The sequence below is a fragment of the Verrucomicrobiota bacterium genome (assembly GCA_038744685.1).
Taxonomy (GTDB): Bacteria; Verrucomicrobiota; Verrucomicrobiia; order Opitutales; family Puniceicoccaceae; genus Puniceicoccus.
The window spans coordinates 1-9,854 of record JBCDMB010000052.1 but is presented as its reverse complement, the minus strand read 5'-3'; the positions used below and the strand labels follow the sequence as shown (position 1 = coordinate 9,854).

Annotated in this window: 10 protein-coding genes; 5 read left to right on the top strand and 5 right to left on the bottom strand. The window is 53.1% G+C overall.

All coding sequences use genetic code 11. From position 1 onward, the window contains the following. Positions 1-421: 421 nt before the first annotated feature. Both AAGJ81_16115 and AAGJ81_16110 read right to left on the bottom strand, forming a co-directional pair. A complete protein-coding gene (locus tag AAGJ81_16115) occupies positions 422-985 on the bottom strand; it encodes an SIS domain-containing protein (protein ID MEM0967674.1) in 564 nt (187 codons plus the stop codon). A 23-nt stretch (positions 986-1,008) separates the two neighbouring features. Next, positions 1,009-2,400, bottom strand: coding sequence for a UDP-glucose 6-dehydrogenase (locus AAGJ81_16110; protein MEM0967673.1), 1,392 nt, complete (start codon positions 2,398-2,400; stop codon positions 1,009-1,011). Between the two features lie 13 nt (positions 2,401-2,413). On the opposite strand from AAGJ81_16110, the gene AAGJ81_16105 reads away from it, so the two are divergent. Beyond that, positions 2,414-3,244 carry an alpha/beta fold hydrolase gene (locus AAGJ81_16105; protein MEM0967672.1) on the top strand — a complete coding sequence of 277 codons (831 nt, stop codon included), beginning with the start codon at positions 2,414-2,416 and terminating at the stop codon, positions 3,242-3,244. 190 nt (positions 3,245-3,434) lie between these two features. Here AAGJ81_16105 and menB read toward each other — a convergent pair whose 3' ends face one another. Then, on the bottom strand, positions 3,435-4,262 hold the full coding sequence (gene menB, locus AAGJ81_16100; GenBank protein MEM0967671.1) for a 1,4-dihydroxy-2-naphthoyl-CoA synthase: 828 nt from the start codon (positions 4,260-4,262) through the stop codon (positions 3,435-3,437). A gap of 62 nt (positions 4,263-4,324) precedes the next feature. Here menB and AAGJ81_16095 point away from each other — a divergent pair, with 62 nt between their 5' ends. Both AAGJ81_16095 and purU read left to right on the top strand, forming a co-directional pair. After that, on the top strand, positions 4,325-5,311 hold the full coding sequence (locus AAGJ81_16095; GenBank protein ID MEM0967670.1) for a magnesium transporter CorA family protein: 987 nt from the start codon (positions 4,325-4,327) through the stop codon (positions 5,309-5,311). Between the two features lie 49 nt (positions 5,312-5,360). Then, positions 5,361-6,230 (top strand): formyltetrahydrofolate deformylase, encoded by an 870-nt coding sequence (gene purU, locus AAGJ81_16090; protein MEM0967669.1) that lies wholly within the window; start codon positions 5,361-5,363, stop codon positions 6,228-6,230. A 111-nt stretch (positions 6,231-6,341) separates the two neighbouring features. On the opposite strand, the gene AAGJ81_16085 is transcribed toward purU, so the two are convergent. After that, on the bottom strand, positions 6,342-7,244 hold the full coding sequence (locus AAGJ81_16085) for a bile acid:sodium symporter family protein (GenBank protein ID MEM0967668.1): 903 nt from the start codon (positions 7,242-7,244) through the stop codon (positions 6,342-6,344). A 346-nt stretch (positions 7,245-7,590) separates the two neighbouring features. Further along, positions 7,591-8,061 carry an RHS repeat-associated core domain-containing protein gene (locus tag AAGJ81_16080; protein MEM0967667.1) on the bottom strand — a complete coding sequence of 157 codons (471 nt, stop codon included), beginning with the start codon at positions 8,059-8,061 and terminating at the stop codon, positions 7,591-7,593. Positions 8,062-8,092: 31 nt separating this feature from the next. On the opposite strand from AAGJ81_16080, the gene AAGJ81_16075 reads away from it, so the two are divergent. Then, complete coding sequence (locus AAGJ81_16075) at positions 8,093-8,353, top strand: hypothetical protein (GenBank protein MEM0967666.1); 261 nt, start codon at positions 8,093-8,095, stop codon at positions 8,351-8,353. 100 nt (positions 8,354-8,453) lie between these two features. Next, the gene (locus AAGJ81_16070) at positions 8,454-9,743 is read left to right on the top strand and encodes an IS1182 family transposase (GenBank protein MEM0967665.1); all 1,290 of its coding nucleotides are present in this window, start codon (positions 8,454-8,456) and stop codon (positions 9,741-9,743) included. The last annotated feature ends 111 nt before the right edge of the window (positions 9,744-9,854 follow it).

Genomic DNA, 9,854 nt, shown 5'->3' with positions numbered 1-9,854 from the left:
TCTTTTTCAGTCAACTTCGCGCGGAGTGTGCCCGGGGGCGCCCTTGTCGATCAATACGACGTTTTTGTAGTGTGGGCCACTTCGCCGCCAAGCTTTTCGAATGACCCAATGGATAGGTCATAATGTGCTCTTCCTTACCCAATCAAAGGAATCACGGATAGCAGGTTATCCCGGATCAGTAAGAATCTGTGGCCTTGCTCGGCGGACGTGCGAATGACTCTGAAACCAAACCAACCAACAATCGTAATGTAAAAATCCACCAACAGCTCATACGCTCTTGACACAAACCAACATAGCAGGGCGCAGGCTCCGGCAAGCCGGGCATTCCGAAACTATAGCCCCGTTTTGATTTTAGGCACCGAGGCTTGCCGGCCCTGTCGTCAGCTTGTCGAGCTGAGCCTACGCCCAACCAGAAAAGCCACTACTCACCGCTCCGCGAAAACCCAAATAACTTCTCCTCAACAATCTCCAACCATGAATGGAGAATCAGAGTATGCACTTCCTGAATTCGGGCGCTATCCGTCGAGGGAACGACAATTGCCTCGTCTGCCAGGTTCGCTGCTTCACCACCATCGTTGCCGAGAAGAGCGATCGAGTGGATAGGCTCGTTCTTTGCGAAATCGAGTGCCTGAAGAATGTTCGGAGACTGCCCGCTCGTGGAAAATGCCACCAAGAGATCCCCTGTTTCCCCGAGAGCCGCCAATTGTCTGGCGAATACTTGTTCAAAGCCAAAGTCATTTGCAATACACGTAAGGGCAGTGCCATCTGCTGCGAGGCTAACTGCTGGCAAAGGTTTCCTGTCTTTGCGATAGCGCCCCGTAAGCTCTTCGCAAAGATGAAGCGCATCGGAAGCACTTCCCCCGTTACCACAAGCAAGTACCTTTCCCCCTCTACTCAGACAATCGGCAATTCGAAGTCCAGTCCTTTCAACAGCCGGAACGAGCAGGCGGCTTTTCTCAAGAACACCGATGAGAGATTCAATCATCAGAAACCCGTTATCCGTCGACCTCAATTTCCAACGATTGCACGTTCTCCTTTACCAATGTTATGAACGGAAAAACCAATCGACTTCAGCCGCCTACTGTCGAGGAGGTTGCGGCCATCAAAAACGTGAGCCGGCTTTCTCATTGAGGAGAAAATCTTTTCAAATTCCAGCTCCTGGAACTCGTCCCACTCGGTCAGGACACAGATTGCATCGGCACTCTCCACAGCAGCGTAAGCGTCCTCCATGATGAGCACGCGGGCATCCTCCTTCGCAGGATCGAGACCAAGATCTCGGTAAATCTGGTTTCGCTCCACACGAGGATCGTAAATCCGCAGAACGGCTTTCTCAGCCAATAGATCCCGACAGACGGCGATTGCCGGAGACTCGCGGGTATCGTTGGTATCTTTCTTGAAGGCAAATCCAAGGATCCCAATGCTCCTACCGCTGACCGTGTTGAACATTGCGGCCATGATTCTTTTTACGAAACGGCTCTTCTGATAATCGTTCATCTCAACGACCTTGCGCCAATAGTCTGCCACCTCCGGTAAGCCGAAATGTTCGCACAGATAAACGAGATTCAAAATATCCTTCTGAAAGCATGAGCCACCAAAACCGACCGAACTCTTTAGGAACTTGGGACCGATTCGCGAGTCCATCCCTATTGCGCGTGCAACTTCGTCTACATCGGCATCAGTCCGCTCACAGAGTGCGGAAATCGCGTTGATACTGGAAATCCTCTGTGCGAGGAATGCGTTCGCGGTTAACTTGGAGAGCTCTGAAGACCAAAGATTTGTCGTTACAATCCTATCTTTCGGCACCCAAGCTTCGTAGAGGGACGACACCGAGGCAACCGCTTCAGCACCCTCTGCGGTCTGATCACCACCGATGAGGACACGGTCCGGATTGTTCAAATCAACAATTGCCGTCCCTTCTGCAAGAAACTCCGGGTTGGAAACAATCTCGAACTGATGCTGCGATCCTTCGGCATCGAGAATCTGCTTGAGGAACTCTGCGGTTCTCACTGGCACGGTTGATTTCTCTACAATGATCTTATCCGATCGGGAAACCCGGGCAATTGTCCGCGCACACCGCTCAACGAACATCAAATTCGCCGCACTTCCGCTACCTACCCCAAACTCCTTTGTCGGAGTATTGACCGAGACAAAAACGATATCGGCCTCAGCAATTGTCTCATCCACTTCGGTGGAAAAGAACAGGTTCCTGCCTCGGGCTCCCTGAACCACCTCAAGCAGGCCCGGTTCAAAAACCGGCAGGGCCTCACTATTCCATGCCGCAATACGTTCCGCGTTCAGGTCGACAACGGTGACCGTTACGTCTGGATTCTTTTGAGCGATCACCGCCATTGTCGGACCCCCAACATACCCGGCACCAATACAACAAACTTTCTTTGCCATTTTTAAAAAAACCATGGAGCTTGAGGGCCTTCGGGTATTTCTGCAATCCCTGATCGTTATGCCTTTCCGCAGTTTTATTCTTCCAGTCGTTCTGACACTTACCGTCGGTTATCTCCTCCTCAACCTTCTGGTGCGTTGGGTGTATCCCAAACAACTCTTCCCCTACCGGGGAAGCAGTTACGAGGACAGCGCCCTCTTTGCCCGTGTCGAGGCACCCGATGGAAACGAGATTGTCTTTATCTACCGCGAGAACATCGATCCGAAAGCTCCACTTCTATTCTACTTTCACGGAAACGGACTGGATCTTGGCCATAGCTATGAGCGTATCGAATGGTTCCGTTCGCTCGGATATTCAGTTCTCGCTCTCGACTATCCTGGTTACGGGCTCAGTACCGGGGAACCGACCGGAGACAGCGTGAGGGCTGCGACTGACTCTGTTTGGAACTATGCCATTGAAGAGCTCGGTGCTCGCCCGGAAAACACGGTCCTCTGGGGACATTCACTCGGGGGAGCACCGGCAGCTTACCTCGGATCGAAGGAGCAGTTTCGAGCCCTGGTCCTCCAGTCAACCTTTCGCTCCGTCTTTTCGCTTGCTCCAACCTTACCACTCCTACTGCGGGAGCCGTTCCCTACCGAGGATCTCATAGAAGCCGTATCTTCGCCGATTGTTCTAATCCACGGATCCGAGGATCGCATCATCCCCCCTTCCCATTCGAAGCGGCTCAAAGAAAAAGCAGGATCCAACGCCGAGCTCATCCTGATCGAGGGAGGTCGGCACAATGACCTCAGGCGAATGGCTCAGGATCAGATGGAAGAAGTTCTGCAGCGTTTTCAGGATCGTTAACGCTCGGGTTTTCAGGCAAGGACCACTTCTGAATGAAATGTGGTAGGGTTCCGGTCTGCAGGATCGATCCTCCAAAGGCAGGGCGCAGGCTCCGGCAAGCCGGGCACGACTCCATATGTACCCCGATTTTATTTTCAAATAGCGCGCATCGTCCCAAAACCGCGGTACTACCCCCTCCTATCTTAAAAAATTACGGCAACCAAGGATACTTGCTGAAATCCGGTTTCCGCTTCTCCAAAAACGCATTTTTCCCCTCGGACCCCTCCTCGCTGAGGTAGTATAGAAGAGTCGCATTCCCAGAAAGCTCCTGGATCCCCATCTGTCCATCCAGCTCGGCATTGAAGGCCGACTTCAGACTCCGGATCGCCAGCGGGCTCTTCTCCATGATCTCTCTCCCCCATTGCACTCCTTCCGCTTCGAGCTGCTCAACGGGAACGACCTTGTTCACCAGCCCCATATCCTCCGCTTCGGTCGCATTATACTGGCGGCAAAGATACCAGATCTCCCGTGCCTTTTTTTGCCCAACGATTCGGGCCAAGTAGCTCGAGCCAAGCCCGCCGTCGAAACTCCCGACTTTGGGACCGGTCTGGCCGAAAACCGCATTGTCCGCTGCAATGGTGAGGTCGCACACCACATGAAGAACGTGGCCACCTCCGATCGCGTAACCGGCAACCAGTGCGATGACCACTTTCGGAATCGAACGGATGAGCTTCTGCAAATCCAACACATTCAAACGCGGAACCCCTTCATCATCAACGTATCCCGCCTTCCCTCGAATTTTTTGGTCTCCCCCTGAGCAAAACGCGTATTTTCCGTCTGTATGGGGCCCAGCCCCGGTGAGGAGGATTACCCCAATCTTCGGATCCTCACGGGAGTCGAGAAACGCCTCATACATCTCCGAAACTGTCTTCGGACGAAACGCGTTTCGCCGGTGAGGTCGGTTGATCGTAATCTTTGCGATCCCTTCGTTCTTCTCGTAGAGGATGTCCTCAAATTCGCGGACAGTTTGCCATTCCATATCCCGTTTCTACCGATTTTTAGTCTGGTTGCAAAGCGTTCGATTCGTTTGCATCGGACCCCATGTTCACGATCTACGATCTGACGACCGGTGACACCATCGACGATGAGAACTTTGGATCAATTGACCCAAAGACTCACTCTCTTTGGATCGACCTCTTCCAGCCCACCGAGGACGAGATTGAAATTTGGAATGATCGCCTCTCCCTCGACCTTCCGACCAAACCAGAGATGGAAGAGATCGAATCGACCAGTCGCCTGTACGTAGAGGACCAAGCCTTGTTCATGACGGCAACGGTCCTCGCCAACAGCGACCAGCCAGGTGAAATTCGTTCCTCTCCGGTTACATTCGTCCTCCGCGAGAAGACGCTCGTGACCATGCGCTATGTCGACAACCAGCCTTTCCGCATGTTCATCGCCAATCGAAAACGCCGGACCGCCAACCGCGGATCGCCCGCGCATGTCCTGAGCGGTCTGGTCGACAGCATTGTGGATCGGCTCGCCGATATTCTTGAGCGGGTCGGCGGCAATTGCGATCGCCTTTCAAGCGAAATTTTCCGGGCCGAAAACGAAAGCCAGAAAGCAAAAGACCAAAACAAAAAACTCAAAGAACTCCTTCACCGGACTGGCCAAAATGGAGAAACCGTTGCCAAAACACGGGAGAGTTTGATGACGATCAACCGCCTCATTGTATACTTTCTTGAATCGATCAAAAATCTAGGGGTCGATTCGCTCATTTCCCATGTGAAAGGGATCGGCCGCGATGTGCAGTCCCTCAGTGATCACGCCAACTTCCTCGATGCAAGAGTCGGTTTTCTTCTCGATGCGATCCTCGGTCTGATCAACATTGAGCAAAACCAAATCATCAAAATCTTCTCGATTGCAGCGGTAATCTTCCTACCCCCGACCGTAGTCGCGAGTATTTATGGGATGAACTTCAGGGTCATGCCAGAGCTGAGTCAGGAATGGGGCTATCCTTTTGCCCTGGCTCTGATGCTTTTCAGTGCCATCCTGCCCTTCCTTTTCTTCCGACGAAAAGGTTGGATCTAAGAGATCAGCGAAACTGACAACCCGACAAACGTATCTTACAAAGTTCAAAATGAAAAATGAGCGTATGCAGCTGCGACTCGTCGGAACTTGTCCCGACCAGGTGGGCATCGTTGCAAGAGTCGCTGGCTTTATTGCCGAACGGGGTGCCTCGATTACCGAGGCAGATCAATACGAAGACCCGGGATCCGAAACGTTCTTCATGCGCTACGCCTTCAGCATCGAAAAGAGTGCGGACACAGTGCCCACGCTGTCAGAGGAGTTTGCCTCACTGGCCAAAGAGCTGGCAATGCAGTGGCAGATTCACGATGCCCATGAGCGTCGAAGGGTCGTTATGTTGGTGAGCAAGTTTGACCACTGTCTCGCCTATCTCCTTCACCGCTGGAAAGTGGGTGACCTCCCCTGCGACATTCCCTGCGTCATTTCAAACCACAATACCCTTCGCGAACTGGTCGAGTGGTATGGGATTCCTTATCATTACGTTCCAGTCCCGAAAGAACCGAAAGCAAAAAGAGCCGCGTTCGAAGAAACGGCTGCTCTCATTGAAGCGGCCAAGCCAAACACGGTTGTTCTCGCTCGCTACATGCAGATCTTTCCACCGTGGCTATGCGAGAGATACCGCCATCAAGTCATCAACATTCACCACAGTTTCCTTCCTTCCTTTGTCGGAGCGAAACCCTATCACCAAGCAGCTGAGCGCGGAGTCAAATTAATCGGAGCCACTTGCCACTACGTCACAGAAGACCTCGACTGCGGCCCGATTATCGAACAGGACGTCGTGCGCATTCGCCACAGCGACTCGCTTGAGGATCTGATGCGCTTGGGTAAAGACGTCGAGAACACGGTTCTTGCCCGGGGACTTCAGTATCACTTGGAAGATCGCGTCCTCGTCCACGGCAATAAAACGATCCTGTTCGATTAGCACTGAACGGTGGCCTCGAAGCTGCGCTTCGGGGAACGGTGGGTTACCACCATCATGCTCCTTTACTTTTCTCGCGAGCCGTTTTAGGTCAAACGGCACTACCAAGAAAGATTACCGTTTCCTTCCCCAATAAGCGGCCATAACGCTCCCACTCAAGTTGTGCCAGATACTGAAAATCGCCCCCGGCAATGCACTGGCTACGGAGAAATACTGAATCGCTAGGGCCACGCTTAGCCCTGAATTCTGCATCCCCACTTCAATCGCCAAGGTGCGAGCCGTGACTCGATCATAACCAAAGAGCCTCGTGAGCCAGTAGCCCAGACAAAGACCCGTGCAATTGTGGAGAGCGACAGCCAGAAACACGACGAATGCACCAGTGAGGATGTTCTCCCGATTCAGTGCCACGACAATCGCTATGATAAACACAATGGCCACCACGGAAACCGCCGGTAAAACCGTGCGAACTCTCTCCAATCGATTTCCAAAAGCGGAATTGATCGCAGTTCCAACCAACACCGGCACCGCCACAATCTCAACGATACTGAAGAGCATGGATCCGGCCGGCACGGGCACCGTCGTCCTTAGGAGAAGCCACGTTAAGGCAGGAGTGAGTCCGATCGCTGCAATGGTAGAGGCCAGAGTCAGAGTTACCGAAAGGGCTAAACGCGCTCCAGCGAGATAACAAATGACATTGGATGCGGTCCCCCCTGCACTAGCTCCCACCAACACCATTCCAATCAATTGCGCTTGCGTGAGTCCCATTCCTTTTCCGATCAGAAAAGCAGCCAAAGGCATGATCCCGAACTGGAGAAAAACTCCCAACCCGATCAGCTTTGGCTCTCGAAACACGTCGCGGAACTCGCCCCAGGTCAGCGATAGACCCATCCCCAGCATGACCAGTGACAAGAGCGGGAAGATAGCCGGTTTGGAGGCCGTGAATGGACCGGGCACCATTAACGCAACGACCGAAAACAAAACCGCCCAAACCGGAAACAACCTCACAACCCAAACCATCGCCCTTTCCATGCCATCCACCAAGGCCAAGGTAAACGGCAATCTTCCTTGAGGAAAAAAGAAGGAAGCGAAGCATGTCACAGATCACGCTCTGGCTAAACGGTTCCCAACCCACCAGCCACGATAGATAAACAAGCTGCGAACTTCGGATTTGTAATCACCGATCGGAAGAAAGAAACGGAGCTCTGAAAGGAGCGCATGCAGGATCCATTAGTCTGCAAGAAAAGATCCAAGAAGACTGGGATGCGGGAGCGGTTCCCGTTTCGGTCGGGCGGCGAGAGGCGGAATTCCCCATACGCACAAGGCTTCGAAGGACAAGTGGACCTGCCGCAAGTCCGAGTATCAATCACGGATCTTTATATTTTGCGTCTGACCCCTTCTTGCCTTGCTCAAAAACCAAAGATGAATTAATAGAATCAGCGATACTGGCTCCCAACTCTGCTGCAGTAAAAAACCCTTTGATAGTTGGATTTTTCTTTAAATACTCCTCAGCCTTCCCCTGCCAAAACGATTCGGGATCAGTTAACACTTCCGACAAGTCACCGACATAGGATAACCCCAGCTTATCCCAAGCATTCACCCCATCATTTCCGGCAAAACCATATAGGTTCAGTCCGCCCCTTTCTCCGATCAGGTCTCTGGATGGCCACCGCCCGGTTTCCGGATCATAATATCTGAAGCCGTAATCAGTAACACCCGAGGCGGTGTCGTAGCTCAATGGCCGTTTTTCACCGACGCAATCAGGGCTTGCGGGACGATCCACTCCGACGCGTTCGGCGGCTAAGAAAAAAAAATCCCCGACGCGGTTTTCGGGCAACTCGTCGGTTTCTTCCGGGGCGTAGGCTGCGTTGAAGGCGACCATTTTCGACTTCAAAGACTACGCTCCGAAGACGGTCGAAGGAAGCAAAATCTCGGCCCGGATCGGCCTATCGGTCCGACCAGAAAAAGGGCTTCCGACGGAGGTCAGCGACCGCCTTGACGAGTATGCCGTCTTCGAGGGCTTCGTAGACCAGGGCGTAACTCTTGAAACGTCGGAAAGGGACCCTCCGGTCGTTGCCATGGAAAACGCGCATGACCAGCGGATCGCTTTTGGCGAAGGCGAGCGGTAAGACACAAAATACGTCATGTCTTGAGGAGCTGTTGCCCAAATAAGCTACTCGTAATTTGGAAGTGGATACCCGTGGGCAATCCGATTTACAATGACGGCCTATGATGGGAGTTCACGAGCCTCAGAAAGAGTTGTTTTCTTTCGGAGTTGATTTGGACAAACGGGTTCGTCGCGACAACCCGCTGCGCAGGATCAAAGAGAAGGTTGATTTCAGCTGGGTGCGCCAGGAGGTAGAAGGGACTTATGGAAGTAACGGCCATGTCTCCGCTGACCCTGTGACGGTGGTAAAGCTGATGTTTCTTCTTTTTTGGGACGGAGTTCGTAGCGAACGTGAGTTGATGCGGATCGTGCCCGAGCGTTTGGATTACCTCTGGTTTCTTGATTTCGGATTGGACGATGCGGTGCCCGGCCACAGTGTTTTGTCGAAGGCCCGTGCCCGTTGGGGCAATGAGCTTTTCGAGAAGTTGTTTGTGCACACGGTGCGTCAATGCACGGAGGAGGGTCTTGTCGGCGGGAAGGTTCTTCATGCCGATGGCTCGTTAGTGGTAGCCGATGCATCGAAAGACAGCGTTGTCCGAGGGCCCGAGGAGTTGATCGATGCCCTTAGGACGGCCTGTGGCGCACAAGTGGATAAACTGGAGGGGTATGATGGAGACGAGAGAGGATCCTGCTCGAAGAAGGTAAACTCCACGCTGACGAGCACAACGGACCTAGATGCTCCAGTAGTCCGTCGGAGCAAGCCGGGTGCGAAGGGTGATCCCAGACCTTGTTACAAGAATCATCGCACGGTCGATGATCGCTGCGGAGTGATCACCGCCACCGAGACCACCGCTGGTGATGTCGAGGAGAACCGATTGCTTGAGACACTGGTAAGTCAGCATGAAGCGAACTGCGAGAAAGTAGCACAAACTCTGGTTGCAGACGCTCAATACGGCACCTTGGATAACTTCAGGAGGCTCGGAGGAAGGGGTTATGAAACCCACATGGCCATTATCAACGCAAGGGTTCGCAAGGACCGCGAGGGACTCTTCGGACCGGAGTGTTTCACCTACGATGAACGCGAAGATCAGTTCATCTGCCCGGAAGGACAGCGGCTTTACCGTCGCAGCTATGTGCCGGGGCGCCGCTACACCGAATACGGCACCCGCAAAGGAGTCTGCGCGTCTTGTCCTATGCGCACACAATGCACCAGATCCCAAACCGGAAGGACTCTCAAGCGCCACGATGGTCAAGAGATCATCGACCGTGCACAGGCGCAGGCCCGCTCTTCAGTAGCAAAGAAGAATCGAATCCGTAGGCGCTGGCTCATGGAGGGTTCATTCGGGCAAGCCGTTCGCCACCACTTCAAAAGATCGCGTTACGATAACGTAGGGTATTTTTCGCACTTTTGATTTGGAGGTGCTCAGGAAGGTTCAGATAAGGAACCAAGACAATGAGCGAGAAAGAGAGAGAAGAGGAAGCGACGGCTTCCGGGAACGAGAAGATCATCCGGCTCGACGAAG